We start from the raw sequence: 25,342 nt of genomic DNA, 5'->3' as shown, positions 1-25,342 counted from the left end.
GCAAGCGTTACACCACACTAAGGGACGCAACCTCGGCCGGTTTATCAGCGCCGAAAATTATTGGTTTTGACTGGATAAACGCCATGTTTAGAGCGTGTATAGACACAAGCACCGATCAGTTTAGAGGTGAGGAGGAATAGTGGCGAAGATCGAGCAGGTGACGCCAGCCAAGCCAGTGAGAGTGAAGCTGGTGAATGTCGCAGCATACGCGCGGGTATCCACAGCAAGGGAGCGCCAGCTGTCCTCTATCGCCGCCCAGGTTTCTTATTATTCGCGACTCATCCAATCCACCCCCGGCTGGGTCTACGCGGGAGTTTTCACCGATGAGGGAATCACTGGCACCAAAACCAGCGGCCGACAAGGCCTAGCAGACTTGATGGAGCTCGCCAGGAATGGCGGGGTGGATATTGTGTTGTGCAAGTCGATCTCCAGGCTTGCCCGCAACACGCTCGACCTGCTTCGTATCGTGCGCGAACTCAAGAACTTGGGTGTTTCTATCCGTTTTGAGCGTGAACATATCGACACTGCCACCGCTGACGGTGAGCTACTGCTGACGTTGCTAGCCTCGTTTGCCCAAGAAGAGTCTGCTTCTTTGTCAGCGAATGTGAAGTGGGCGATTAGGCAAGGTTTCAAACAAGGCAAAACGAATTCGTTTGTGCTTTACGGCTACCGCTGGGACGGAGAACGCTTCCACATCGAGGCGCGCGAAGCCGAAGCCATCAGACGCATCTACACCAGCTTCCTGGCAGGGATATCGCCTGAGAAAACTGTGGCTCAACTTAACGCTGAAGGTTTCCGTTCTCTAACCGGTAAACCCTTAGAGCCTAATCTTGCTCGCCGCATCCTTGAAAACGAGCGCTACACCGGAAACCAGATGCTTCAAAAAACCTTCATCCCCGCTATCGGCGCCAAACGAGAAGTAAAAAACAATGGCGAGTTGGAGCGCTACTGGGTTGAAGACTCCCATCCCGCCATCATCGACACAGAGACCTTCCAACAAGTACAAACAGAGTTAGCGCGTCGCCGCAGGCTTGGTCTTGCTGCCACGCCTTCGCTTGCCACGGGCTGTTTTACTTCCAGGATCAAGTGTGCCTCGTGTGGCAGGAATTATCAGCGTAAAACCCGCTACCGAAAGGCTGGTGCTTACAAGATTTGGCGTTGCTGGGGAGCATGCCTCGGGCAAGGCAATACTTGTGGGCCGGATCTCAAAGAAACCCGACTCAAACAAACAGTAATCAAGATCCTCACGCTGGCTAAGTGGAATGAGGAAGAAATCATGTCCCGCCTATCTTGCATCACGGTCATGAAAGACAAGTTGATCTTCACCCATGACGATCAGCGCCAGACAGTCATTGCGCTGGCCCAGCTGGAAGGAGAATAACAGTGGCTACGATTACCGCGATACCAGCAACCAAGACACGCATCCACGACAGCGCGCTTTCAGGTTTTAGCTCCAAACGCCGGGTGGCAGCCTACGCAAGGGTGTCCACCGATATGGAAGAACAAGCCACCAGCTATCAAGCCCAAATCGATTACTACACCGTCCACATCCAATCGCGTGCTGATTGGGTGTTTGCTGGCATGTATGCCGACGAAGGCATTAGCGGTACTTCTACCAAACACCGTGAGGGCTTCCAAGCCATGATCGCCGACGCGTTAGCCGGGAAAAATGATCTGATCCTCACCAAGAGTGTCTCGCGGTTTGCTCGTAACACCGTCGACTCCCTGACCACCGTCCGACAGCTAAAAGAAGCCGGTGTGGAGGTGTATTTCGAGAAAGAAAACATCTGGACCCTTGATTCTAAAGGCGAACTACTCATCACCATCATGAGTAGTCTTGCCCAGGAAGAATCTCGCTCCATATCTGAGAACGTCACCTGGGGACATCGCAGACGCTTCGCTGATGGGAAAGTCATGGTGCCCTACTCCTCGCTACTGGGATATAAGAAAGGCGCTGACGGTAACCTCGCTATTGATGAGACTCAAGCCCCGACCGTGCGCTTGATCTACCAGCTGTTTCTAGACGGCTCATCGATCACCGAAATCCGTGCCGAGCTACAGCGTCGCGGTATTTTGACTCCGCGAGGTAAAACCAACTGGTCCACCTCAACCGTGCGCTCCATCTTGACCAATGAGAAATATAAAGGCGACGCCCTGCTCCAGAAAACGTTCACCGCTGACTTCCTAACCAAACGAATCGAAGTAAACGAGGGCGAAGTCCCGCAATACTACGTCACCGGAAACCACGAGCCGATTATTGATGCGCCCGTCTGGGATCAGGTTCAATACGAGTTGGCCACCCGCCACGCAACCAACAGCTCCAAAATCGGCCTATTTGCCAGCCGACTCAAATGCGCAGATTGCGGATCCTGGTACGGACGCAAAACCTGGGCATCCAACACTAAATACAAGCACACGATCTGGCGGTGCAACCAAAAATACGACCATCCCCGTCCCTGCCAGACCGCTACCTTGCGTGATGAGCAAATCCAGACCGCGTTCCTCGCCGCGCTAAACCAGCTGGCTGAACAATATCGCGGACAAAGCCACCTACCACAGGTCATCGACGCCATGTTTAATACAGACCAGCTCGAAGCGGAGTCCAAGCGCCTAGACGAGAAAATCCGCGCTCTTGCCAGCGAGATTGAATCATTGGTTGCAGAAAATCAGCGGGTAGCGCAAGACCAGGACCAATACCTCGCCCGCTACACCCAGCTAGAAGCGCGATACCAGAAAACCCTGGGCCGCAAACAAGCCATCGAGGCCGAGATTGCTGCCAAGAGTGCCAAGGCCACTGCGATCAAAACCGCCTACACCCAGTTGGCCGACAAGCCCATCCAGCATTTTCAACCATCCCAGTGGACAGCGCTTATCGACCATGCCGTTATCGGAGCCAACGAGATCCAGTTCGTCTTCAGAATCGGCACTGAAATCACCGTGCCTATTGCTAGCAGGCTGCCAGTTTCTTCCACTTCCTGATTTTGGTGCGAAACGTCGTAAATGGCGCGACGGTGTTGATATGCACCCATTTCCACACCGGCCACGCCGACGGGGTGGAAGAAGCCCACGCACGCTGACCCGAACTAAACAATTCTGATTCGGTTAGACCGCCCACCATTTTGACTATCTCACCAAGCAGGATCTTGAACCTGTCGATCAAATCCTCAGTAGATACCTGCTCCCAGCGTTGGTAGAACGATTCATACAATCCGCCCAGTTGATTCCACTTAAAACCAGGTGCCGGAGTCACCACGTCAAGACCGGCTTGTTCGTCACGTTCCCAGCCGAGCAGTAATTCCATCCAGCCAAGCTGGTAGGCGATCATCTGCCGGGGCGTGCGGTCAACACCGTCAACCAGCCGGTCCCAACCATCGCCAGGAACGCCTACGAACTCGCCGATAAAAAGTTCGCCACGCTTAGTAATCTCTGCGGCTAGTTCATCGCCGGACGCATACGATCTCACCACACACCTCCTCGTGAAACGGCCTTAGGTTTAACGCTTCGTTAGCGCGTTAAACCCTGAATACGCATTTTACTAGGGCAAACAAGATACCCGCTAACGCAAAACCCAAACCCGCTAACGCAAGCGATTTTTCACACCCCCCTAAGCGATACTCGCTAACGCAAAAGGGTACTTATCAAATCCGACGTCTAAGTGGAGCCGGCGACGAGAATCGAACTCGCACTCTCAGCTTGGGAAGCTGATGTTCTACCACTAAACTACGCCGGCAGTTCCAGCACCAGCAGCGCGATGATTAATCGCACCGGGGCTAGATGAGCTGGAGACGAGACTTGAACTCGCAACCTACGGTTTACAAGACCGTTGCGCTACCGATTGCGCCACTCCAGCACTTGCCCACTTTTCTACCCGCGTACCCCTAGAGCCTTCTAGAGTTTTCTAGCGCCTTCTAGCGCCTTCTAGGGTCTCATAGGGCCACCGCGGACAATGGACTTTCCCAGCCTAGCAAGCCGCACCTCCGAACAGTAAAACTCGCCCCTGCTGCCCCATCCCACCTGGGGGAACGGGTACTTGTGAAAACCCCTTTACCCCGATGTACGGTGTGGGAGTGCCTAGTTTCATGTCGAGAGCATTGAGGAAGAGCTCTGACCTGCTGTTTTCCGGCAACAGAGCGACAATCGATGCTATCCGCCTAGCACCGCCGCCATCCCCTTTGGCGCCGGTGGACCTTTCCGACCCTGTAAAGATCCACGCAGTGATGGACCTCGCCAGCCGTATCGGCGACCAACTCCTCACCGCGGGCACTAGCAACTCGGATACGAAGGCCCAGATCCGAAGCGTTATGAGCGCCTACGGCCTGAACAACACGCACGTCGACATCACGTTGAACACGATCCACATCTACTCGCGCTTCAACGAAAACACGCCGCCGACAAATATGTTCCGCGTCGTGCGGCAGCTATCAACCGACTTCTCCCGAATCACGGAGGTCGACCGGCTGATCCGTTCGATCGTCGCGGGAGCCACCCCGCTGGAGATGGCGCAGAAGATCCTCTTCGACATTGAGACTTCCCTGCTGCCCTATCGCAACCGCTACGCTCTGGCCAGCTGGGGCGGGTTCGCCGCCGCCGTTGCGCTGCTTCTCGGCGGTGGTTGGGCTGTGGCGGTGGTTGCGGGTATCACCACGATCTTCACGATGTTCGCCAACGCCTGGTTGGCCTCGAAGTCTCTGCCGTTGTTCTTCCAGAACGTCCTTGGCGGCTTCGCTGCAGTGATCCCGGCGGCAGTGACCTATTCGATTGCCGATCGAATAGATTTCTACCTTCCGCCCTCGCTGATTATCGGTTCCTCAATCGTCGCGTTGCTGGCGGGGTTGACGCTGGTGCAGGCGCTGCAAGACGGCATCACTGGCGCCCCGGTGACCTCTGCGGCGCGCTTCTACGAGACCTTGCTACAGACCGGCGGCATCATCACCGGCATCGCGGCGGGTATTCAAACCATGGCCGTTATGGGCATCACGCTGCCACCGTTGGATACCTCGCACACCTCCGGTGTGTTGGGGTCCGTCACGGTCCAGATCATCTCCGGCGCTGTCGCTACCGGTTTCTTCTGTAGCGCCTGTTTCTGCGAGCGGCGCGCCACGGTGGTCGCCAGCCTGACCGCCCTGATCGCCTCTGTCGCCCTGTTCGGCGTAACGAATCTGCTGAACTGGCCTGGCACCTTCGGTGTTTCTCTGGCCGCCCTCGTCGTCGGCCTCGCCGGTGGTCTGCTCTCCCGTCGTTACATGATCCCACCGCAGATCACGGCCGCTGCGGGCATTACCCCCTTCCTGCCGGGTCTGGCGCTATACCGTGGCATGAGCTCGGTGCTGAACGATCAGTTCGTCATCGGCATGTCCAACCTTGGTCTTGCTCTCACCACCGCCACCGCTCTGGCCGCCGGCGTGGTACTCGGCGAGTGGATTGCACGCCGTATTCGTCGCCCGCGGATCCTGCACCGTTACAAGCAACTACGACGCCCCCACGTGGGTTCGCGCCGTTCGTCCCAGCCGAAGCCTCGGATGGGTACCGACGGCCGAGTTCGCCAGCCCCTGCACTGGCGTAGGCGCAGAAGGAACGTGTCGAAGAGTATGTGGCAGTTGGATAGCAAGATGCGGGCGTCCGAAAGCGAGCTACAGCAACAAGAAGACCACCCGGCAGGAACGGGCGAACAGTAAATCGCGTAAAATATCTAAAGTTGAGACTTAAGTTCCGTACGTCGACTGTGTAGAAATGGGGTCAGGCTCGTGCCTCCGAAGGTCACCGACAACCGTTCCGCCAACAATGAATCCCTGCATGCGGTGGAAGCAGAAACCGCGCAGGCAGCGCAGCGCATCGTCGCGACCTACTCCGAGGACTTCCTCGATGCCGCGACGCTGATGTGCATGCTGGGCGTGGAGCCGGAAGGACTGATCCACCGCCGAGTGGTCGCTGAGCTGGAGGAAGCTGAGCAGGAAGCAAAGAAGTCCACCCGCAAGACCACCAAGAAGGCTGCCAAGAAGTCGGCGAAAAAGAGCACCAAGAAGTCGACGGCAAAGAAGACGACGAAGAAGGCCGCTAAGAAGGCAGCCAAGAAAACGACCAAGAAGGCGGCCAAGAAGACCACTAAAAAGGCGGCAAAGAAGGCTACCAAGGCTAGCGAGTAAACCGCCTACCTGCACCGACACGGGTGATACACATGCAGTCCGATTTTCTGGTTGTTGCCAATCGCCTTCCCGTCGACCGCAACGTCGATGGCTCCACCGGGGAGGTCACTTGGGTACCTTCCCCGGGCGGGCTAGTCACAGCGCTGAAGCCGGTGTTGGAATCGAATCGTGGCGCGTGGATCGGCTGGCCAGGGGCGACGGATGAGGTCGCAGCCGAGGACATGCCCGCACCGGAGGACGCCGGCATCCACATGGTTCCGGTGAACCTGGATGCGCAGGATTTCGCGCAGTTTTACGAGGGCTTTTCCAACGCCACCCTGTGGCCCCTGTACCACGACCTGATCGTGCATCCCACCTACGATAAGCGCTGGTGGGAGCGTTACCAGCAAGTCAACCAGCGCTTCGCCCAGGCAGCGGCGGACGTCGCGGCCAAGTATGCGACCGTGTGGGTGCAGGACTACCAATTGCACCTGGTTCCCGGCCAGCTGCGCGATCTGCGCGACGATGTCTGCATCGGTTTCTTCCTGCACATCCCCTTCCCCGCTCCGGAGCTTTTCCGTCAACTGCCGTGGCGCCGCCAGGTGCTGGAGGGCACGTTGGGCGCGGACGTGGTGGGCTTTCACACGCAGGATTCCGCGCGGAACTTTATGGAAGCGCTGCGGGCGATGGATTACTCGGTGCAGATCATGGACGATTCCGAATCTGCGAACTACCTGCGCGGCGCCCGGCTGCCCGAGGGCGCGCACGTGGTCGGCACCGTCGCCCTGGAATCGGGACGGCAGGTCAAGGTCGGCGTGTTCCCCATTTCTATTGACTCTGCCAAGGTCAACGCCCAAGCGAACCAGCCAACAGTGCTGGCCCAGGCTAGTGACCTGCGCGCCCGTCTAGGTAACCCGAAGGTGCTGATCGCAGGCGTGGATCGGCTGGACTACACCAAGGGCATCCAGCACCGACTAGAGGCCATTGAGTTCCTGTTGGACTCCGGCCGGCTGACCCCGGAAGACGTAGCTATGGTGCAGGTCGCCACCCCGTCGCGCGAACGTCTGGATGATTACCAGCGCACCCGCCAGCAGGTGGAGGCCATTGTCTCCCGCATCAACGGCAACCACGGCAGCCTGGGGCGCTCGCTGATCCACTACCTGCACTCCGGCCTGCCCTTCGAGCAAATCGTGGCACTATACGCCGCGGCGGACGTCATGCTGATTACCCCTTTGAAGGACGGTATGAACCTGGTGGCCAAGGAGTATGTGGCTTGCCACTCGGACGGTTCGGGCGCGCTGGTGCTCTCGGAATTCGCAGGCGCGGCCACCCAGCTGGTGCAGGCGTACCTATGCAACCCGCACGACGTGGAATCGATCGCCGATGCTCTGCAGCTGGCCATCGAGGACGCCCCGGTCAACAAGGTTCGTCGCATGCGCCAGATGTGGGATCACCTGCAGGAACACGACGTGAACCGCTGGGCCAATGCCTTCCTGCAGCAACTTCGGGAGGTCGAATAATGCGCCGTACCACCAGCACTCCCCGCCGCGCTACCGTCCTCGCGCTGGCTCTCAGCGCCACCACCCTGGCCGGCCTGACTTCCTGTTCGGACACGGAAGCACCCCTCGGCAGTTCCCAGTGGCAGATCTCCGCCATCTACGACACGCAGGCCCGCGGTGGCATGCTTCCGGATTCCCAGCAGGGCCGTAGCTTCCTGATCTTCGGAGAGGATTCGCTGAACGGCACCAGCGGCTGCATGCACATGACCGGCAACGTGGAGTGGAAGGACGAGGGCATGCGCATCAGCGGCTTTTCCAGCTCCCGCATCGACGGCGCCCAGTGCCTGCCCGGCGACGAGGATACGGCCGACCGTTTGAAGGCCGTCCTCAACGACCAGAACCTCACCTACACCCGCCCCGCCGAAAACTCGCTGAAACTGCAGCAGTCCGCGCCGAAGGACAAGCAGGATTGGCAGTCCGTCCCTGCGGTCGAGTTCATTAGCGGTCCGAAGGAGGGCTAAGCCATGGATGGTTCGTTGCTGCCTTTTCTTTCGGACGCCGACCTCTCCGGCCTCGCCGCCACCCCAGACCTACTGGTAGCGATGGATTTCGACGGAACCCTAGCACACTTTTCCGACGAGCCAGAGGGAGTGCACGCCGTCCCCGGCGCGATAGAGGCCCTGGAGGGGCTGGCGCAACTGCCAAACACTGTGGCGATGGTGATTTCGGGGCGCAATCTGGAACAGCTATCGAAGGCTACGATGCTGCCCACGCACGGGCCGGTGCGCCTGGTCGGCAGCCACGGCGCGGAACCTGCCGACGGTGGCGCGACGGAATTGAGCCCAATTCAGCGGGCCTGGCTTAATGAACTGCGAGCCCATGCGGAGGAGATCGCCACCGAACACGATGGCGCGTGGGTGGAAATCAAGCCCCTGGCGGTGGGCTTGCATACTCGCCTGGTGCAGGACAAGGAACTGGCCGGGCGGCTGAACCAGCGCTTGGCGGACGTCGCCACCACCAGCGATCTGTCCCAGGTGACGTGGGGTAAGGACATCCTGGAGGTCGCGGTGGATAAGACCACCAAGGGCTCCTATATTGAGGACTTCCGTCGCGCCTACGCGCGCGAACACGGCCGGGAGCTGCGGGTGCTCTTCGCCGGGGACGATACGACGGACGAGACGGCGCTCTCTACGCTGCACTACTCCTCCGACATGGCGCCAGCCGTTGGAGCCACCGACCCCCACCTCGTAGCCCCCGCTGCGAACACCCCAGACATCGGCATCCGCGTCGGCGGCGGGGAGACCTCCGCTACCCACCGTTTTGATACCCCGGAGGATGTCCGGGACTTCCTGCAGGATCTACTGCGGCGGCGCGACGGACGTTCCGCGTATTAGCTCAGTTTCCAGCAGCACGGTGGGCGTCTCCGCCCGGTGCGCGGGCTTGGCCGGGTTGTCATTCAACCGCTGCTCGATGAGTTCAGCGAGCATGTTGCCGCTCTCCAGTCCCTTGTCTTTGCTGGGTTGGCGGACGGTGATGATGTGGGCGTCAATAGCTTCGGGAATACCGTCGAACCCCGTCACAGAGAGCTGACCTGGCACGTCGATTCCCTGCTCCGCTGCGTAACGCACCACACCGAGCGCCTGCGAGTCGGTGGTGCAGGCAACGGCGGTGAGCTCCGGGTGGGTGGAAAGTAACTCCTGGGCGGCGTCGAAGGCGGTCTGGGGGTTGTTGATGTGCCGTTCGACGATGGGGGCTTGCTCGATCCCGGCTTCCTCCAGCACGTCCAGGATTCCCAGCAGGCGCGAGCGCTGCACGTGCATGTGCGCGCCCTCGATGCGTTCGGCGGACACGGGCCCGTTGTTCGGCGTGCGATCCAGGCGGATGCACAGCACGCCGATGCGCTTGTGACCTGCGTCGACGAGGGTGCGGATGGCGGGCTTGATGGCCTCGCGGTCGTCAATTCCCACGAAAGGATCGCCGGCGCCGGCGGGTTGGTCACACACCACGGTCGGCAGTCCGCGGTTGCGCACGGCGGCGAGGTACGGGTCGTCGCCCGCCACCGAGTAGACGATGAAGCCGTCGACGCTGGCCTGGTTCACCAGCTGTGCGGGGCGATCGGCGCTGGGGTTATCGTCCACGCCCGCGGGGATCAACAGCATGGAGGCATCCATCGACCCACAGCTCACCGACACGCCAGAGACGAACTCCAGCGACGCCTGATCTTCGAACGCGTACGGCAGCTCCTCGGTCAGCAGCACGCCGATCGCCCCCGCTCGGCGCGTGCGCAGCGAACGCGCCATCGGGTCTGGCCCGGGGTAGCCGAGTTTCGCCGCGACGTGCAGGATCTTGTCCCGCAACTCGGGCGAAAGCTGATCCGGGCGGTTGTATGCGTTCGAAACTGTGGTGCGCGAAACGCCCAGTTCGGCCGCGATGGAGGCCAAGGTGCCGCGCCGTGCTGGTCTATTCATTCTTCTAAGGGTAGCCCTCAGCCCTTCCTTCTTGGGGGTTGACGCCCCCTCCCCCGGCACTGCCCAGATCCCCGTATCTGGCTCAAGCTTTTTGTTGACGAGCATTTTCGTGCCCATTAACCTCGGAAGAATGAAGAAAATGGTTGCCAATTTCGGAGCAGTTTTGAGTATCGCAACGCTGGCGCTGGGCGTAACCGCCTGCGCGGGCGGATCCGGAGATTCCGCCGCGGATGGCGACAAGATCAAGCTGGTCGCCTCTACATCCATCTGGGGCAGCATTGCCGAGGACATCACCGAGGGGCGCGATGACGTTGAGGTGACCACCATCCTCAGCAGCAAGGACGACGACCCGCACGAGTACGAGGCCACCGCCCGCGACATCGCGGCGGTCAAAGACGCGGACATCGTAGTCGCCAACGGCGCGGGCTACGATAACTGGCTGACCGACAACGTGGAAGAGGGCACCCCGCTGGTGACGGCGCAGCCGCTGGCCGAGGGGCACGACCACGGCCACGAGGGGCACGATCACGGCCACGAGGGGCACGATCACGGCCACGACGCCACCAACCCGCACGTTTGGTTCGACCTGGACGTGGTTTCCGAGTTCGAAAAGAAGCTCTCCGCCGAGCTGCACAAGCTGAACTCTGACATCCCCGAGTCCGACGACGACGTCACCAAGAAGACCGACGAGCTGAAGCAGCGCGTGGAGAAGCTGAAGGGCAAGAACGTCATCCTCACCGAATCGGTCGCCGCCGAGCTGATCGAGGATTCCAACCTGAAGGACATCACCCCGGAGGGCTTCGCCCACGCGGTGAACAGCGAGTCCGAGCCTTCCGCCGCTGACCTGGCCGCGACCCGCCAGCTGATCAAGGACAAGAAGGCCGACATCCTCATCACCAACGAGCAGTCGGAAACCCCGGCAGCTTCCCAGCTGACCGAGGCCGCCAAGGAGGCGGGTATCAAGGTCGTCAACGTCAACGAAACCCCTGATGAGGGCCAGGACTACTTCGAGTACGCCGACGCCCTGATCAAGCAGCTGGAGGACGCAACCAAGTAATGGTTCTCGCTCTCCGCAACGCGGCAGTCGAACCCCTCTGGCGCGACCTCGACCTCGAGGTCGCGCCGGGGGAGTTTTTGGCTATTTTGGGTCCCAACGGGGTGGGCAAGTCCACCCTTCTGAATGCTGCCCTCGGCACCCGCAAACTCAGCCGCGGCAGCATCGACGTAACGGACAAGTTGGGCTACATCCCACAGCAAAGGATGTTTGAACAATCCATCCCGTTGCGCGCAAGAGATCTGGTTGGCCTTGCGCTCGCAGCGGGCGTCATAAAGAACAGACGACCAAAGAAAGCCCAGATCGACGCGGCGCTGGAAGAGGTAGGCGCGACCGGCCTAGCCAATCGGCGGGTCGGCGAGCTATCCGGTGGACAGCAACAGCTGATCCGGCAGGCGCAGGCGATGGCGCAGGACCCGGAGCTGCTGCTGTGTGACGAGCCGCTGCTTTCACTGGATCTACGCGCGCAGAAGCAGACCGTGGAGCTGCTGGATCGCAGGCGGCGGGAACACAACACTGCGATCGTGTTCGTCACCCACGGCATCAACCCGATCCTTAACGTGACCGACCGGGTGCTGTACCTCGCGCCGCACGGCCACACGATCGGCACGGTCGCGGAGGTCATGAACAGCGAGACACTCTCCCGCCTATATCGGACGGACGTGCAGGTTGTGAACGTAGACGGAAAGCTGGTGGTCGTATGAGCAGCCAATTCCACACCGGCGACTGGTGGGAGGACACCCTCGCGCTACTCTCGGTGGACTTCGTACAGCACGCGCTGCTGGCGGCGCTGTTGTTGGGCATTGTCTCCGGCGCGATTGCGCCACTGATCGTGATGCGGAAGATGAGCTTCGCCGCGCACTCCACCGGCGAGCTGGCCCTGATGGGCGCTGCGGCCGCGTTGCTGTTCGGCTTTAGTGTGAGCTGGGGTGCGCTGATCGGCGCAGTGCTGGCCGCCGTGGCGCTGACGGCGCTGGGGCAAAGGGAGCAGGACGCCATCGTGGCGGTGGTCTTGAGCTTCGGCATGGGCCTTTCCGTACTGTTTATCTACCTGTACCCCGGTGGGTCGTCGGCGGCGTTTAGCCTGCTGACCGGCCAGATCGTGGGCGTGAGCTCTGCCTCGCTGGGCATCCTGGCGGTGCTGGCTGCGCTGGTAGTGGCGACGATGGCGCTGCTATGGCGGCCACTGCTGTTCGCCACTGTGGATCCGGTGCTGGCCGCGGCGTCGGGCGTGAAAGTTCGTGTGTTGGCCCTGGTATTCGCCGCGCTGATCGGCGTGGTGGCCAGCCAGGGAGTGCAGATCGTCGGCGCCCTGCTGCTGATCGCACTGCTGATTACGCCGGGCGCGGCGGCAGTGAAGGTGACCAGCAACCCGGTGCTGGCCGTAGTGCTGTCGGGGACATTCTCCGTGGTGTCGGCGGTCGGCGGACTGGTCGCATCGCTGGCGCCGGGGCTGCCGGTGTCGGTGTTCGTGACCACCTTGAGCTTCGTGATCTACCTGGTCTGCCGCGGGATCGCCCGGATGCGTTCCCGGCACGTCCAGGCGGATGCGGTGCGGGCACGGGAGTACTCCGCGACCGGCGAGTCAGTGTCCAAGCAGACCAGCAACGAGGCCGCAGGCCACGCTCACCACGCCTAAAGCAACCGGACTCATAAAGCGCATAAAAATATAGCCACCGCCCCCGGAAGAGGGACACCAGCGGCGCGGCTCGTTAAGGTAGCACTTGTGATTACCGAGACGACAGCCAATCCACAACCCACCAACCCCTGGATCGTCCGCACCACCACCGGCCTAGTCAAAGGCCATGCGGAAACCGGGGTAACTGCCTTCCGCGGAATCCCCTACGCCGAAAAACCCATCGGCGCCCGCCGCTTCCGCCGCACTGAACCCATCGCGCCGTGGGAGGGTGTGTTCAACGCCGCTACCTCCGGCGACGCGTGCTCCCAGTACCGCCCGGCGCGTAAGTCAGCGGGCAACTGGGAAGGCACCGAGGACTGCCTGTGGCTGAACGTCGTCGTCCCCCGCCCCGCGCACTCCGCTGGCACCGATGCGCCAGCCATCGACCCGGAGGCCAACCGCCCGGTCGTGGTCTACTTCCACGGCGGGTCAAACATCCACGGCTCTGCGAACAAACCCCTGCTGTCCGGCGAGTACTTCGCCCAGGCCGTCGACTGTGTGTACGTGGCGGTGAACTACCGCGTGGGCATCTTTGGCCAACTGGCCCTGGGCGAGGGCACTCACACGCCAGACGACATGGATACCAACCCAGGCCACTCCGACCTACTGACGGCCCTGCGTTGGATCCACGACAACGCCCGCGCCTTCGGCGGCGACCCGGACCGCATAACCATCATGGGCGAATCCAGCGGTGGCTCCATGGTCACCGGCCTGCTGGCCACCCCGTCCGCAGAGGGGCTGTTCAGCGCGGCCATCGCACAATCCCCCGCCCCGATGATCGTCCACACCCGCGCGAATGCAAAGTATTGGACGGACTTCGCCGCCCGCTGGCTACATCGCATGCGCGCAGAAGAGTCCCTGCCGCTGGATCAGCGCACCCCGGTTCGCCAGGCACCGCCGGAACTCAGCGACGAGGAGCTGAAAGCCGCCACCGAAGACCTGCTGACCGCCGAGCACGCAATCCTCGGCCGTCTCTCGGACGAGATGGTGCGTTTCCACGCAGACAACCCGATCTCCAAGGCCGGCCCGTTCGCTCCGGTTATCGACGGCGACCTGTTGCCGCAGCATCCGCTTTCCCCCGGTGCGATGATGGATCTGCCACTACTGATCGGCTCTAACCGCAACGAGTACGACATGATGCACCTGGAGCCGAAGCGTAGCTCCATGCAGTACGCGCGCACGCGAACGTTCGCCCACGCGATTTCCGGCGCCGATGCCCAGGCCACCAACATCCTGGAGCAGCACTATGGTGGCCCGAAGTCCCGCAAGCTGAAGGGCCGCTTCTTCGGCGATGCGCTGTTCACCGGCCCCTCCTGGTACCTGGCGCAGAATCACCCGAGCGACCGGGCGTGGGTCTACCGGCTGGACACCACCACGCCTTTCCTGCGCTATTCCGGCATGGGCGCGCTACACGCCCTGGACCTGCCGATCCTCTTCCAGCGCTATGACCAGGACAAGGGCCGCATTGCCGTCCTACTCGGCGGTCGCGACGAGATGCGCGCCACCACCGTCACCATGCAGTCGCGGTGGAGGCAGTTCGTGCACTCTCACGACCCAGGTTTTGATCCCTATTCGCTGGGCTTCGCCACGCAGGTTTTTGACGCCCACTTTCCCGCCGGCGAGGAAACCATCTACGACCCACAGCCCGAGCTGCGGGAGGCCTGGGCGCAGGTTCAGTGGGATAAGCAAGAGGAAATGTTCGGCTAGCGCTAATGATCAGCTAGCGCTGGGACCGGCTACAGCTGGAACGAAGGGGCGTCACTGAGCAACGCGACGCTTCCGCCACGACGCTAGAGCGACCATGCCCACACCGAGCGCAACCCAACAGCACAGAACAACAACGGCGTGGGTGATGCCGTGGCCATCGAAGTAGGCGACGGAACGCACGGCCGTGCCAGCTGCTCCGATCGGCAGGTGCTGGCCAAACCAGCCCCAGGGGCTCGGTAGCCACTGCCAGCCCGTCGCGATGCCGGACAGCGGGTTGGAAACAAATAGCGTGATGATCGCGCCGATGCCCAGACCTGCGCCGCCGAGCAGAGATTCCATGCCGAGGACGAACATCGAAGTACCGGCGATACCCAGTGCGAGGATTCCTGCCAGCTCAAGATAGTTTCCGTCGAACAGGTCATACCCAAACTGCATGATTGCGCCGAGCGCCAGGCCAGCCAAGATGGAGAACACGGCTGCGCCGACCACCCGGCCCCAACGGCGCCCCTTGAGTCCGAAGGTCAGCAGGGCGGCCGAGGCCATGCCTCCGAAGGCCAGCGGCAGGGCAAGGGTGTTCAGACCAATTCCGTTCGGATCGCCTTCGGACAGCGGGGCTACATCCTCCACGGAAACCTTCTGGCCCTGCTGCTTCATGCCATCGGCAAGGCCGGTCATGATCTGCTTGAAGGTAGAGCCTGCTCCGCTGGCAATGGTGACGACGGTGCCGTCCTTGCCGAGGGCGATTCCGCCGATTGCCTCGCGTTCCAGAACCTTCGTCTTTACCTCGTCTGGATTGTCGTAGGTGGTGATGTCGAAGGCGCCGGGCTGTTTCTGCTCGAGCATTCCCTCAATTTTCTGAACGGCAGGCGCCGGGCCGGAGACCGCGAGAGGGAGATCCTTCGGGCCGGAGTTCATGCTGGGGGTGAGGAATGCCAACAGCATGAGCGTGATGATTCCCGTGAGGGCTACGACGATTGCGGCGAGGCGACGGTTATCACTGCGCTCGGGGGCTGGACGTGCTTGGGTTGGTGGATTCTTCTGCGTATCAACAGCGTTGGACATGGGTTTCCCCTTTCTGTATCCCATAAACCGGAACATTTTGTTCCGTTTGAACAAAATGGATCATAACGTTCCGCTTAGATAGAATGCAAGCGATAGAGCAAAAAAGTTTCGGAAGGTTAGTAATGCGCGCGGATGCACATGAGAACAGGCAAGCAATACTCACCGCAGCTTGGAGACTGTTTTCCACCATTGGAATCGACGTCTCCATGCGCACCATAGCCAGCGAAGCTGGCATGGGCATCGGCACCCTCTACCGCCACTTCCCCACCAAGCAAGACTTGCTAACGGGACTTTTCGACTACGGGCGCGAGCGGCTCATCGACATCATCGACCGCCACACGGCGGGATGGGAGAACGTTCGACAAGCCACCGAAACGTGGAACAGCTTCGTCCACAGCGTAGCGGGGCTGCAACTAGGAGCCATCGCCACGCAGGTAGTGCCCACCATTGTGGAAAACCTGGACTTCGAGGCAGACCTCGTCCCTCGAATGAACGAGCTGATGGAGCAGTTAGAAAGGGTGCTTCACCGGGCACGCCACTGGTCGCTCCTCAGAGAAGACGTGGACGCACTACATTTCCATCTCGGCCTGGCGGCGATCACCCGCCCCCTCCCTGACGCTGCACGAAAACTTGTCCCCGATTATCAGCCTTGGCTCGTGGAGACATACATCCGGGGACTTAAGCCTTAGAAGCTAGCAGTCCCCGCGGATGTACCCAGAGGGGCGAAAACGAAGGGGCGTCACTTAGCAGCGCGACGCTGGCGGGCGAACTCGCTGAGCACCACGCCCGCAGCGACCGACGCATTGAGGGACTCGACCCACTTGGCCATCGGGATCGACATGATCGTGTCGCAGGTGTCCGCCACCAGGCGGGACAGACCCTTGCCCTCGGAGCCGACGACGATGACGGTCGGGGTGGTGCCGTCGTAGGTGTCGAGGGTGTGATCGCCACCAGCATCCAGGCCCACGACCTGGTAACCAGCCTGCTGGAACTGCTTCAGAGAGCGCACCATGTTAGTGGCCTTCGCGACCGGCAGGCGGGCGGCCGTGCCCGCGGAGGTGCGCCAAGCGACGGCGGTGACGGAGGCGCTGCGGCGCTCTGGGATGATCACGCCGTGACCACCGAATGCCGCGACGGAGCGGATGACCGCACCGAGGTTACGCGGGTCAGTGATGTTATCCAGCGCGACGACTAGGCCGGGCTGTGTTGCGGAGGCGGTCCGCTCGATCAGGTCCTCAACCTGCGTGTACTGGAACGGCGGGATCTGCAGGCCAATGCCCTGGTGCATTCCGTTGCCGGTCATGCGATCCAGCTCGGCGCGGGAAACCTCCAGTACAGAGATGCCACGGTCGGCGCAGGTGTGGACGGCCTCGGCCAGGCGCTCGTCGTTCTTAGTGCCCTCCGCGACGTACAGTGCTGTGGCGGGAACCTTGGCGTGCAGGCACTCGATCACAGGATTGCGGCCGACCACCAATTCCACCTGGTTCTCGTCCTTTGCGAAGCGGTCGTGCGCACCAGATGCCCGGCGCTTGGCGGCCTGCTTGCGCTTGTAGGCAGCGTGATAGACGCGATCCTCCGCCTTCGGCGTGGCCCCCTTGCCACGCAGGCTGCGGCGCCCCTGACCGCCGGAGCCCTTGGTTGCGCCCTTCTTGTTCTTCTTGCGCACGCCTCCGCTGCGCTGGGTGTTGCCCGCCACTGTGATTGCCCCTCTTACCTGGTCGACTACGTGCGTTTGTGTATGTTACTTCCCGGCACGCAAAACTGGAACCAGGCTCACGAGAACGTGGACAGCAAAGCACCCCACCTGCTGTGAATTTGTTGCTTCCATTACCAATCTTGCCGGCAGCAGCTGAAACGAGCAATAGTTCTTCGCAGATGGGGTGGTACGATGCTTTCCTTCTAGGCAGTGATGCCGAAGTTCTTCAAAACTCCTCGCCAATCCACGGGCCCGAAGGCCAGTGCCCCTACCCCAATCACTGCCACAATGGCGGCGATCACACCGGCCGCGATGCCAAGGGACGAGTTTTTGGAACTGCCGCTAGAAGAACCGGAGAATCCGCTTGCACTTCCCTGCAGTTCCTGCGGGGTTACATCTTCTATCTGCTTGCCATCGTCATAGTCCAGCAGCAGGTCAACGTCCGCGCCCTCCAGCTGCTCGCCCTCGTTGTAGCGGAGTAGAGATCTCTGCAATCCGATACCGGCCGTTGTGGGACGGTTCTGGGCAACGAGATCCTTACCCGGATCAATCGGGGCTTCCAGGGTGAAGGTCACGATTACTTCATCGTCGCCGCGCTTGTCTAGCTGTGTAGGATCGTTCGCCGTGTTACCGGAAAGGGAGTAGTCCCCAATAAGCGATACCGCCTGACCTGTGACATTCAACTTCAAGTCGAAGTAAGAGACATCCAAAGCTGGCCCGCCGTTCTTACCAAGACCTTTGTATGCGGTCACATGTGCGCTGCCGTCCAGGGCAATCGTGCCATTCCCCTGCGGGTCCAGACTCGTTTTATGGATGTTAATTGGGAACACAAACTGGTTCCCCTTAAACTCTGCACCTCCATCGCCGATGACGGTTCCTTTAGCGATCGGCCCCTGCACATGTTTAAGGAAAGAAGCTTTGATCGGCCAAGCAAAAGCACCGGCTTCTAACACTGGGGTGGATGCTTCCTCTGCCTGTGCTACAGGAACCGCCATGCCGCTTAACGCGACGGAACTGGCCAGGGCGCTGGCAACGAAGTGGCGGGAAGTGGACTGGGACAAGAAAGGTGGATTCACGCGCAGACTCCGTAAAGATCTGTGAACAGTGCAAAATTCATACCAAAAGCATCGATGGCTTCCTCAATCAATGTGGAACGCTGCTGCGTTGTGAGTGGCAGGCTATCGAGGCGCTGACGGTAGTTGGTTCGGTACGGAGGGATCTTGCCAATAGCGGAGAAGTCATAGAACTTCAATGCCTCGGGATCAACATTGTAGAGGTCTGCTACACGCGCAGCGATAACCTGACCGCCGGAAATATCCCCGAGGTAGCGGACATAGTGGTGAGCGATCACTCGTACAACGTCTTGTTCCCCGAAAGAGTCGAGTCGATCTACATACCGCCGGGTGGCGGGCAGTAGTTCAAGTTGTTTGCGCCAATCGGAGCCGAGGCAATACGTCAGATCGTGGTCCAACGCAGCGCGACGTTGCAGGCGCGGATCTGCAATAACCGACCCGATGGGAGTGCCGGAGACTCTGTCTACAGCGTTCTCCAGAGCGCTGTAGACAAACCAGAGTTGTCCCGAAAGCTCATACACCGCTTGAGCGTCAAGCTCGCCTTTGAAAAGGGTGCTCATGAACTCAGAGCCTTCTGCGCGCCCGTGCGCCTCCGCAGTGGCATTGCGCAGTGCCTGAGAAATCGGCTCGGCTGTGTTAAAGCTTGTGTTTGAAAGTGTGGAGGTCGAAGCCATCACGTTATTCCTTTCGAAAGAGTTTCAAGATCCGCGTGGAATCTGGAATTTGTCGCTGAACGAGAAAAGGGAACTCGTTATTAGCGCAAGTTGTGGTGGCGTAGGAATTCATCAATCTTCTTGTGAATGCCATCGAGAGCGCCAGACACGTTGATCGCGTGGCCAATGATCGCCAGCATGCCTAGGATTCCGACCGTGCCAAGAATGTAGTTCCACACCTTTCCGAACTTGCCCAGCGAACCTTGGCCTTGCCCCTGGTCATCCGGGTTGTCCGGGTTGTCCGGGTTGTCTGGGTTGTCTGGGTTGCTCGGGTTGTCCGGGTTGCTCGGGTTGTCCGGGCCGGAACCACCTTCATCATCCGGATTCGGCTCCCCTGGCGTTGCACATTTCTTCTCGGTGGTCAGAGAAACATTGATGTCATCCAGCTCTGGCTTGTAGTCCGCCGAGTAAATGCCCATGAATAGGACGTCTACACCCTCCACAATGTTCTTGCCCCCATCCGTTCCTGGCTTAGGAACGTAGGTCATGCTGCTTGCATCAAGCGTGACAGTGTCCCCGTCAACCTTCCAGTTTCCGTGCCCCTTCGAGAACACGTCCCTGCCGGAAACCTTGTTCTCTTCGATACGGTCCTCAGGCGTATACTCAGTCATGTGCTTGCCAGGCACGTAGTATCCCTCATAGCTGGCGCCGCCCTGAATACTAGCCCCCTCGGCCGTGATGTAAGGGGACTTGAAGTTCGAGTACAAAGCACCATGATGGCCTTCAAAAACGACATCGGACGGCTTGGTGCCGATCTCTGCCTTGGTTACGTTGCCCTCGGAATCGACCTCAATGCTAGATACACTTGGGTCTACCTGGAATTGGAATTGGAAGTCCTTGGACTTCTTGTTGGCAGGATCAGATTCCTTAACCTCACCCTTCGTTTCCCAGCTTCCCTGAGCGATTCTCCCCAGGATGTAGCTGCGGAAGCTCTCCTTCAATCCCCAGTTGAAGGTACCGCCAGTGATAACAGTTTTGCATTCAGGTTTAGCCTGAGATGCGCCCTCCTGTGCCGATGCAACGGGTACGGAAAGTGCAGCAGTGCCCAGGGCGAAGGACATCACAGTGCCGAGCATGGCATTTCGAGTTGACTTAATAGACATGAGAATTACTCCTGATGAATGGATCCTAGGGACTTAGCCCTAGTGAATGGGATGGATTGATATGCAGAAAGCAGTTGAGCTACTGCAGTTGGCGGATCCCTCCGCCGCGGACGGACAGAGACGTCATTATCCGCACTGCGGACAACTTCGATGGGCCAGTCATAAACGCTGGAGAGGATCTCGTCGGTATAGACCGAATCAACCGATCCATCGGCGGCAATTCGCCCATTGGATAGACAGACGATGTGATCGCAATACGCCGCAGCTGCATCGAGGTCATGCAACACAATCACCACCGCAGTTCCAACTCTGTGAGCGATCTGCTGCATCAAGCTCAAGACTTGTTCCTGATGACGGATATCCATCGCCGCGGTCGGCTCGTCTAACAACACCACCGGTGTTTGCTGGGCCAATACCCGGGACAATGCAACCCGAGCACGTTCGCCACCGGAAAGAGTGACGATGTCACGAACTGCCAACGTAGTGGAACCGGTGGCGTCCAGAGCAGCGTCAACAATGAGCTCATCCACACTGCTATCGACTGTCCCTCGCCACGGTCGCCGTCCCATCGCCACAACATCTCGAACAAGAAACTCAAACGCGACTTGGACATCCTGAAGCAACACCGCACGGCGCCGCGCCATCGTCCTTGCATCAGCCCGAGAGGGGTCTAATCCGGCGACGGAAACCACACCCTGAGTAGGTTTAATATCCCCAGACAGCGCGGCAAGCAGCGTCGACTTACCAGCACCATTCGGCCCAATGAGCCCTGTGACCTCGCCGGCACGAGCGACAAAACTAATGTCACTGAGCAACCGCTTGGCGCCAACGTCGACGGTAAGGCCAGATACCTCAATGGCCCTATCGCCGATAGCCATACTGTTTGTAGTCGCATCGCTACAGTGAGCACTCATGCATGAATCCCCTTTCGCATCATTCGGCGCAGCAGAACGAAGAAAGTCGGGCCGCCGACAAGGGCAGTGAAGATGCCAATAGGCAAATCTGCGAATTCAATCAATGTGCGGGCAGCCACATCGGCCAGACCAATCAAGACCGCCCCGCCAAGCGCAGAAGCAGGGATGAGGAGATAATTCTCCGGCCCCATGACCGTTCGCAACAGGTGCGGGATAATCAGCCCTACGAAGCCGATGAGCCCGGCAAAGGCAACTGCGCCTGCAGTGAGTACGGTCGCAGCGATGATCGCAATCACTCGCAATTGACTTACATTGATCCCTGTGTGACCAGCGGCTTTCTCACCCAAAGCAAGTACGTCTAGTGCCCCACCCATCCGTAGGGCTACGGCAATTCCAACCATCGTGATCGGCAAAACCACCCAAACGTGCTTCCACTGGGCACCATTTAGGGATCCCATCTGCCAAAAGATGATCTCTTCCCGACTGGCGGTCGGAGCCAAATAGACCATGAAGGAGATAATTGCTCCACACACGGCATTAACCGCGATACCTGTGAGAACCAGATTGATAACCACAACTCGGCCTTGGCTTCGAGCTAGCTGGTAAATCAGGCCAGCGGCAACCAATGCGGAAAGAAAGGCGAAGAATGGAACGGTGAACGTGCCGAAGAAAGCAAGGTTAAAGACGATTGCCAACGCCGCACCAACCCCGGCTCCCGAGGTCACGCCGATAATCGATGGCTCGGCCAGAGGGTTGGCAAACACCGCCTGCATCAATGTTCCAGCCACACCCAAGCATGCGCCGACTAGGAACCCCAGCAGGATGCGCGGCAAGCGAATATCCCACACTACGCTGGAGGCCAGACCTGAATGATGGTCTTTCCCCAGCAAGATTGAACCTAAATCCTGCAGTGGCACGTAGTACTGTCCAAGCACGATCGATAGCACCGCAGCAACAAGCATTAGCACCACCAGTGCACCGAAAATCCCTACCCATCGGCGCGTTCGCGCCCGGAGAAACTCGTTCGTATTAACCGTGTGGGTCATATAACGCCTTCGCTGTCCGCAAAAGTGTTTGCCCAGTCATGGGGCCGAACGCCAACGATTGACCATCTGGAATCGTGATTACGCGCCGCTTCTGTCCTGCCGTGGTTTGAGCTATGCCGGGGCGTTTGAGCAGGCCTTCGATCCCTCCGGTGGATTCCAACCCGCCGGTCATCATGATGAACGCATCTGGGTTTAACCTAGCTAGCGACTCCGCATTGGCTGGTTCGATGTAGGAAAGGTTGTTCTCCGTCCCCACGTCAACCGCACCAACGCCCTCGATCAGGTCTTTTGCTCCGGTCCCTTCGCCCATGATGAAGAACACTCCACCATTTCCACGGGCATAAAGGAATGCCACCCGCATCGGTGTAGAGGGCACCATCTTCTTGATGGTCTCTTTATCCAGATTTATTTCCTCGACTGTGCGATCCGCAAGCTTTTCCGCATCCTCCGGGAGGCCCACGACAGCACCGAGCGTGGTGATGTCCTCGGCTACCGAATCGATCGTGCGGGTCGGTTCCATGACCACGGTGGTCACGCCCGCCTGACGAATCTGATCGATAGCGTCCCGTGGCCCGATGGAGTGGTCCACGATGACGATATCCGGCTCCAACGACAACACGGCTTCCACGTTGATGTTGTGCCCACCTTGAGTGACCACTGGCCTGTCGGCCAAGATGTTTTCAGTAGAAGAGACCGTGCGGCCTACAATCCGATCGGCAAGACCCAGGCCAGTAAGGGTTTTAGTGTAAGTACCGTACAGGTCAAGAGCCAGAATCCGATCGAGCTTATTAACCTTGACATCGTGGCCGTCTGCGTCGGTCAGCTCCACCGGCAGCTTCGGGGATGGATTCTTGGTCACAGGCTCCACATCCGTGAAGTCCTTGACCTCCGAAACGCCCTCAAAGCTACGAGGATCCTGCAGATCAGCAGCATTCTTGATGTCGTTTCGCAGAGCAGCATCAGCTTCGGATTCATAGGCGCCCTTAACGCCACACGCAGCGATGCTAGCCGTGCAGATAAACAACACACAGGTGCGGAACGCTAACCGCACAGTTCGATTAAGAACAATGGACATTAAAACGTGCTTTCTAACTGAGCAGTGTCTTGCCACCTAGTAGGCGGATTAAGACGGATTACTTACAACCAGTCGACCGATGCTTCCACCTGCGACGATGACTCCTACGATCAATCCGAGAAGGTAAGTAGCCGGGTTCTCATCCTGACCCTCAGCCGCAGCAGGCTTAACCTTGAATTTGCTCGATCCGTTTTCGTACCCCGCCGATGAAGAATCGCCGTCGACGCCATTGCCGGAACCGTCCTTATTGCCGGCGAGCTTCGCGGCGGCAGCATTGTGCGCAGCAGAAGAACCACCGCCCGATCCACCCGTACTCGATCCAGATGCTGTCGTACCGCCCACTGCGTCGCAGTCACCCTGGCCACCTAGCTGGGCGCTGAAAGATATGGGCGCTAGTTGAGTTCCCGGATCGTAGAATTCAGCGAAAGCTACGGAACCATCCTGGGTCAGCGATACACTCGCCTCTCCGCTTACTGAGTTTTCCGAGACATCAAGGGAACTAAAGCTCAGGTCTCCCAGCACTGTGCGCCCGAAGTCTCGTTTCTCGCCTTCCATGTTTGAAGAACGAACATCGGCAACAAGCCTTCCTGTTCCACCGTTGAACTGGATCTCCGGATTAGCAATGTTCAGGTCGAGAATTCCGTTGTGACCGGTGAATTGCATCGCGCCACCATAGGAAATCGTTCCCTGCTGCGAAGATGTATCGACGTTGCCACCGTTGCCGGTGAACTGATACTTGCCACCGCTGTATCCGACCCCGCTCAAATCCCACTTGCCCTTAGCGATAGAGCCGGTGATGTACGACTGGAAGGATTCTTTCAGAGCCCACGATGCCTTGGCGCTTTCGACTGCCTTGACCGACGCGCAGTGCAGATCTCCACCGCCACCAGCTGCTCCGCCTGCAGCGACACCGCCACGGGTTGTTCCGCCTCCGCTGGAGGCCGACCCGCCGCCTGTTCCGCCGTTTCGCGCACCACTGTTTCCGGATCCAAGCGATGCTCCACCAGAGGCCGATCCGCCACCAGAACCGGAGTTGGAGTTGGAGCTCGTTCCGGAGGTGGAGCTAGTTCCGGAGTCGCTTCCGCTAGAAGATCCGTTCTTACCGCGCCCGCGATTGACGAAAGATTCATACTCGTCCAAGAAGGCTTGGGAGTTACCCATGAAAGTGGTCAGGGCGTTCATCGTGTCGTTCGTCTCAGACAGAATTCCCATAGCTTCCTTGTTAAAGCCGGTGAAGTTGCCATCGATCGTGGTCAGCGTGCGCTTTTCGCCCGATCCCGAGCCACTGCCCGAATCTGATCCACAGCTGCCGTCCAAAGCAACTGAGCCACTGGTTGGATCCATCGAGGTTCCCGCCTTGTAAGCGAGAAACAGCCGACTGCCACCTTGAGTAAGCGTCGTAGAACCAGAAAGGTTTACGCTCCCTGAGCCGGGGTTCACCGGGGTAGACAGGTTCACCTTGGCGATGACTTCATCGTCGCCAGTGATTTTGGCTCCCCGTTTGCTCTTATCGACCATGTCCGACTCATAGGAGACATAGTCCACCAGGATCTCGGCGGTTTTTCCTTTTGCGCGCACCTTCCAATCGGAGAGCGTCATATCTAGCAGGTCATCGCCGCCATAGTTGTGACCGTTGAAACGGAGAACTCCGTTTAGCGGAACGGTCACCGTATCGCCGTTTACCTGGGGCTTTTGGGGACTGAACTGGAAGGTGCCATTCGGGCCGGTCTTATCGCCGGTAAAGCCGATACCGTCGCCACCCCATCCGCCTTTAGCGACAGGGCCTTGGATATAGGCACGGTAGCTCTGCTTGATACCCCAATTAAATTCACAGGTTCCCGCCGCTGAGGCAACGGGAGTAGCGACCGTGGTAAATGCTACGGGAGCGAAGGCAAGTACGGAGGTGGCGGCCACGGCCGTGGATGTACGACCGAACGACCGTCGCACCGAGCCTCGACGTGATCCAAACAGTGAAAGGTGCATGCTGATCCTACTCAGAACTGAAACATCAAAAGACTTACGCAGCCTTACCTTCTACCCAGGATTTACCACTAACTTAGGATAGTGTTACCTTAATTAGGTAAGGCGCAACTTAACTGAAAGTATCATGACGTCAGCCTAAGAGACAGAAG

General features: G+C 59.4%; 23 protein-coding genes and 2 tRNA genes. 12 read left to right on the top strand and 13 right to left on the bottom strand.

Translation table 11 applies throughout. The annotated features are described in order from the left end of the window. The first annotated feature begins 139 nt into the window (after window positions 1-139). Window positions 140-1,381, top strand: coding sequence for a recombinase family protein (locus tag HMPREF2678_RS02305; protein WP_034969888.1), 1,242 nt, complete (start codon window positions 140-142; stop codon window positions 1,379-1,381). Window positions 1,382-1,383: 2 nt separating this feature from the next. Beyond that, a complete protein-coding gene (locus tag HMPREF2678_RS02300; RefSeq protein ID WP_034969885.1) occupies window positions 1,384-2,979 on the top strand; it encodes a recombinase family protein in 1,596 nt (531 codons plus the stop codon). Here HMPREF2678_RS02300 and HMPREF2678_RS02295 read toward each other — a convergent pair. The 3 genes from HMPREF2678_RS02295 to HMPREF2678_RS02285 form a co-directional block, all read right to left on the bottom strand. Then, complete coding sequence (locus tag HMPREF2678_RS02295; protein ID WP_011273047.1) at window positions 2,948-3,466, bottom strand: ClbS/DfsB family four-helix bundle protein; 519 nt, start codon at window positions 3,464-3,466, stop codon at window positions 2,948-2,950. The genes HMPREF2678_RS02300 and HMPREF2678_RS02295 overlap by 32 nt on opposite strands. 190 nt (window positions 3,467-3,656) lie before the next feature. Then, a tRNA-Gly gene (locus HMPREF2678_RS02290) sits at window positions 3,657-3,730 on the bottom strand. 47 nt (window positions 3,731-3,777) lie between these two features. After that, window positions 3,778-3,850, bottom strand: a tRNA-Thr gene (locus HMPREF2678_RS02285). Between the two features lie 229 nt (window positions 3,851-4,079). Here HMPREF2678_RS02285 and HMPREF2678_RS02280 point away from each other — a divergent pair. From HMPREF2678_RS02280 to otsB, 5 genes are all read left to right on the top strand, one after another. After that, window positions 4,080-5,675, top strand: coding sequence for a threonine/serine exporter ThrE (locus HMPREF2678_RS02280; RefSeq protein ID WP_141746998.1), 1,596 nt, complete (start codon window positions 4,080-4,082; stop codon window positions 5,673-5,675). A 69-nt stretch (window positions 5,676-5,744) separates the two neighbouring features. After that, window positions 5,745-6,143 (top strand): hypothetical protein, encoded by a 399-nt coding sequence (locus HMPREF2678_RS02275; protein WP_011273045.1) that lies wholly within the window; start codon window positions 5,745-5,747, stop codon window positions 6,141-6,143. Between the two features lie 32 nt (window positions 6,144-6,175). Continuing rightward, a complete protein-coding gene (locus HMPREF2678_RS02270) occupies window positions 6,176-7,642 on the top strand; it encodes an alpha,alpha-trehalose-phosphate synthase (UDP-forming) (protein WP_034971833.1) in 1,467 nt (488 codons plus the stop codon). Continuing rightward, window positions 7,642-8,142 carry an META domain-containing protein gene (locus HMPREF2678_RS02265; protein ID WP_011273043.1) on the top strand — a complete coding sequence of 167 codons (501 nt, stop codon included), beginning with the start codon at window positions 7,642-7,644 and terminating at the stop codon, window positions 8,140-8,142. Before HMPREF2678_RS02270 ends, HMPREF2678_RS02265 begins: the two co-directional genes overlap by 1 nt. A 3-nt stretch (window positions 8,143-8,145) precedes the next feature. Then, the gene (gene otsB / locus HMPREF2678_RS02260) at window positions 8,146-9,015 is read left to right on the top strand and encodes a trehalose-phosphatase (protein WP_011273042.1); all 870 of its coding nucleotides are present in this window, start codon (window positions 8,146-8,148) and stop codon (window positions 9,013-9,015) included. Here otsB and HMPREF2678_RS02255 read toward each other — a convergent pair. Next, window positions 8,980-10,089: a LacI family DNA-binding transcriptional regulator gene (locus tag HMPREF2678_RS02255; RefSeq protein WP_070550662.1), complete on the bottom strand. Its 1,110-nt coding sequence runs from the start codon at window positions 10,087-10,089 to the stop codon at window positions 8,980-8,982. The two genes, otsB and HMPREF2678_RS02255, sit on opposite strands and share 36 nt — an antisense overlap. A 139-nt stretch (window positions 10,090-10,228) precedes the next feature. Here HMPREF2678_RS02255 and HMPREF2678_RS02250 point away from each other — a divergent pair, with 139 nt between their 5' ends. The 4 genes from HMPREF2678_RS02250 (at window position 10,229) to HMPREF2678_RS02235 (ending at window position 14,528) form a co-directional block, all read left to right on the top strand. Continuing rightward, complete coding sequence (locus HMPREF2678_RS02250; protein WP_070550660.1) at window positions 10,229-11,146, top strand: metal ABC transporter solute-binding protein, Zn/Mn family; 918 nt, start codon at window positions 10,229-10,231, stop codon at window positions 11,144-11,146. Continuing rightward, entirely contained in the window at window positions 11,146-11,847 is a 702-nt protein-coding gene (locus tag HMPREF2678_RS02245) for a metal ABC transporter ATP-binding protein (RefSeq protein ID WP_034971827.1), read from the top strand. The genes HMPREF2678_RS02250 and HMPREF2678_RS02245 overlap by 1 nt, the downstream gene beginning before the upstream one ends. Further along, complete coding sequence (locus tag HMPREF2678_RS02240; protein WP_070550658.1) at window positions 11,844-12,782, top strand: metal ABC transporter permease; 939 nt, start codon at window positions 11,844-11,846, stop codon at window positions 12,780-12,782. Before HMPREF2678_RS02245 ends, HMPREF2678_RS02240 begins: the two co-directional genes overlap by 4 nt. 87 nt (window positions 12,783-12,869) lie before the next feature. Further along, complete coding sequence (locus HMPREF2678_RS02235; RefSeq protein WP_070550656.1) at window positions 12,870-14,528, top strand: carboxylesterase/lipase family protein; 1,659 nt, start codon at window positions 12,870-12,872, stop codon at window positions 14,526-14,528. Between the two features lie 51 nt (window positions 14,529-14,579). Here HMPREF2678_RS02235 and HMPREF2678_RS02230 read toward each other — a convergent pair whose 3' ends face one another. Next, the gene (locus tag HMPREF2678_RS02230; RefSeq protein ID WP_035002651.1) at window positions 14,580-15,590 is read right to left on the bottom strand and encodes a membrane protein; all 1,011 of its coding nucleotides are present in this window, start codon (window positions 15,588-15,590) and stop codon (window positions 14,580-14,582) included. Window positions 15,591-15,712: 122 nt separating this feature from the next. Between HMPREF2678_RS02230 and HMPREF2678_RS02225 the strand changes: the two genes are divergently transcribed. Next, the gene (locus HMPREF2678_RS02225; RefSeq protein WP_070550671.1) at window positions 15,713-16,279 is read left to right on the top strand and encodes a TetR/AcrR family transcriptional regulator; all 567 of its coding nucleotides are present in this window, start codon (window positions 15,713-15,715) and stop codon (window positions 16,277-16,279) included. Window positions 16,280-16,329: 50 nt separating this feature from the next. Here HMPREF2678_RS02225 and rlmB read toward each other — a convergent pair whose 3' ends face one another. The 8 genes from rlmB to HMPREF2678_RS02185 form a co-directional block, all read right to left on the bottom strand. Beyond that, window positions 16,330-17,286 (bottom strand): 23S rRNA (guanosine(2251)-2'-O)-methyltransferase RlmB, encoded by a 957-nt coding sequence (gene rlmB, locus HMPREF2678_RS02220; protein WP_035002654.1) that lies wholly within the window; start codon window positions 17,284-17,286, stop codon window positions 16,330-16,332. A gap of 203 nt (window positions 17,287-17,489) precedes the next feature. After that, a complete protein-coding gene (locus HMPREF2678_RS02215) occupies window positions 17,490-18,362 on the bottom strand; it encodes an HtaA domain-containing protein (RefSeq protein WP_035002655.1) in 873 nt (290 codons plus the stop codon). Next, the gene (locus tag HMPREF2678_RS02210) at window positions 18,359-19,033 is read right to left on the bottom strand and encodes a biliverdin-producing heme oxygenase (RefSeq protein ID WP_034971810.1); all 675 of its coding nucleotides are present in this window, start codon (window positions 19,031-19,033) and stop codon (window positions 18,359-18,361) included. Before HMPREF2678_RS02210 ends, HMPREF2678_RS02215 begins: the two co-directional genes overlap by 4 nt. Window positions 19,034-19,113: 80 nt before the next feature. Beyond that, window positions 19,114-20,175, bottom strand: coding sequence for an HtaA domain-containing protein (locus HMPREF2678_RS02205; RefSeq protein WP_083303390.1), 1,062 nt, complete (start codon window positions 20,173-20,175; stop codon window positions 19,114-19,116). 5 nt (window positions 20,176-20,180) lie between these two features. Further along, window positions 20,181-21,053, bottom strand: a complete 873-nt coding sequence (locus HMPREF2678_RS02200) for a heme ABC transporter ATP-binding protein (protein ID WP_035002788.1) — start codon at window positions 21,051-21,053, stop codon at window positions 20,181-20,183. Window positions 21,054-21,085: 32 nt separating this feature from the next. Continuing rightward, window positions 21,086-22,135, bottom strand: a complete 1,050-nt coding sequence (locus HMPREF2678_RS02195) for a FecCD family ABC transporter permease (RefSeq protein ID WP_035002658.1) — start codon at window positions 22,133-22,135, stop codon at window positions 21,086-21,088. Next, window positions 22,119-23,210, bottom strand: coding sequence for a heme/hemin ABC transporter substrate-binding protein (locus tag HMPREF2678_RS02190; protein WP_005296744.1), 1,092 nt, complete (start codon window positions 23,208-23,210; stop codon window positions 22,119-22,121). The genes HMPREF2678_RS02195 and HMPREF2678_RS02190 overlap by 17 nt, the downstream gene beginning before the upstream one ends. A gap of 48 nt (window positions 23,211-23,258) precedes the next feature. Beyond that, window positions 23,259-25,193, bottom strand: a complete 1,935-nt coding sequence (locus HMPREF2678_RS02185) for an HtaA domain-containing protein (RefSeq protein WP_080716823.1) — start codon at window positions 25,191-25,193, stop codon at window positions 23,259-23,261. Window positions 25,194-25,342 lie beyond the last annotated feature (149 nt).

Source organism: Corynebacterium sp. HMSC058E07 (genome assembly GCF_001809885.1).
In the GTDB taxonomy this organism is placed as follows: Bacteria; Actinomycetota; Actinomycetes; order Mycobacteriales; family Mycobacteriaceae; genus Corynebacterium; species Corynebacterium macclintockiae.
This window is presented reverse-complemented; position numbering and strand designations above follow the sequence as displayed.

Excerpts from the sequence above, each read along its gene's own strand:
- HMPREF2678_RS02265 (WP_011273043.1), top strand. The coding sequence starts at position 7,642 with ATGCGCCGTACCACCAGCACTCCCCGCCGCGCTACCGTCCTCGCGCTG.
- HMPREF2678_RS02190 (WP_005296744.1), bottom strand. The coding sequence starts at position 23,210 with ATGTCCATTGTTCTTAATCGAACTGTGCGGTTAGCGTTCCGCACCTGT.
- otsB (WP_011273042.1), top strand. The coding sequence starts at position 8,146 with ATGGATGGTTCGTTGCTGCCTTTTCTTTCGGACGCCGACCTCTCCGGC.
- HMPREF2678_RS02230 (WP_035002651.1), bottom strand. The coding sequence starts at position 15,590 with ATGTCCAACGCTGTTGATACGCAGAAGAATCCACCAACCCAAGCACGT.
- HMPREF2678_RS02245 (WP_034971827.1), top strand. The coding sequence starts at position 11,146 with ATGGTTCTCGCTCTCCGCAACGCGGCAGTCGAACCCCTCTGGCGCGAC.
- HMPREF2678_RS02225 (WP_070550671.1), top strand. The coding sequence starts at position 15,713 with ATGCGCGCGGATGCACATGAGAACAGGCAAGCAATACTCACCGCAGCT.
- HMPREF2678_RS02210 (WP_034971810.1), bottom strand. The coding sequence starts at position 19,033 with ATGGCTTCGACCTCCACACTTTCAAACACAAGCTTTAACACAGCCGAG.
- HMPREF2678_RS02250 (WP_070550660.1), top strand. The coding sequence starts at position 10,229 with ATGGTTGCCAATTTCGGAGCAGTTTTGAGTATCGCAACGCTGGCGCTG.
- HMPREF2678_RS02195 (WP_035002658.1), bottom strand. The coding sequence starts at position 22,135 with ATGACCCACACGGTTAATACGAACGAGTTTCTCCGGGCGCGAACGCGC.
- HMPREF2678_RS02200 (WP_035002788.1), bottom strand. The coding sequence starts at position 21,053 with ATGGCTATCGGCGATAGGGCCATTGAGGTATCTGGCCTTACCGTCGAC.
- HMPREF2678_RS02185 (WP_080716823.1), bottom strand. The coding sequence starts at position 25,193 with ATGCACCTTTCACTGTTTGGATCACGTCGAGGCTCGGTGCGACGGTCG.
- HMPREF2678_RS02240 (WP_070550658.1), top strand. The coding sequence starts at position 11,844 with ATGAGCAGCCAATTCCACACCGGCGACTGGTGGGAGGACACCCTCGCG.
- HMPREF2678_RS02255 (WP_070550662.1), bottom strand. The coding sequence starts at position 10,089 with ATGAATAGACCAGCACGGCGCGGCACCTTGGCCTCCATCGCGGCCGAA.
- HMPREF2678_RS02280 (WP_141746998.1), top strand. The coding sequence starts at position 4,080 with ATGTCGAGAGCATTGAGGAAGAGCTCTGACCTGCTGTTTTCCGGCAAC.
- HMPREF2678_RS02205 (WP_083303390.1), bottom strand. The coding sequence starts at position 20,175 with ATGTCTATTAAGTCAACTCGAAATGCCATGCTCGGCACTGTGATGTCC.
- HMPREF2678_RS02270 (WP_034971833.1), top strand. The coding sequence starts at position 6,176 with ATGCAGTCCGATTTTCTGGTTGTTGCCAATCGCCTTCCCGTCGACCGC.